Genomic DNA, 233 nt, shown 5'->3' on the forward strand with positions numbered 1-233 from the left:
CGCTCCCGATCTGCTCACAACCCCCCAAAGGTTGTCCGTTAAGCGCGGTGAGGTAGACCAGTTCATCAGCATTGCCCTTACGCTGTGCAACACCTAATTTCATTTCTTCGATAAACCAAATGTTACCTTCTGCATCGTACTTTAAATAGCGTATATCTTTATTCCCAAAAATTGGATTTAAAAGGCTTGAGGGTTCAAAACGATCTTGTTGAGCATTGTACTCGTTAACCCCT

At 43.3% G+C, this 233-nt stretch carries 1 protein-coding gene; it reads right to left on the reverse strand.

Annotation, left to right across the window (positions count from 1 at the left end; all coding sequences use genetic code 11):
* Nucleotides 1–233, reverse strand: a 233-nt coding sequence (locus AC23ME_RS21160) for a hypothetical protein (RefSeq protein WP_487729708.1), incomplete at both ends; no start/stop codon positions are given.

The sequence above is a fragment of the Pedobacter sp. T50_32 genome (assembly GCF_057652195.1).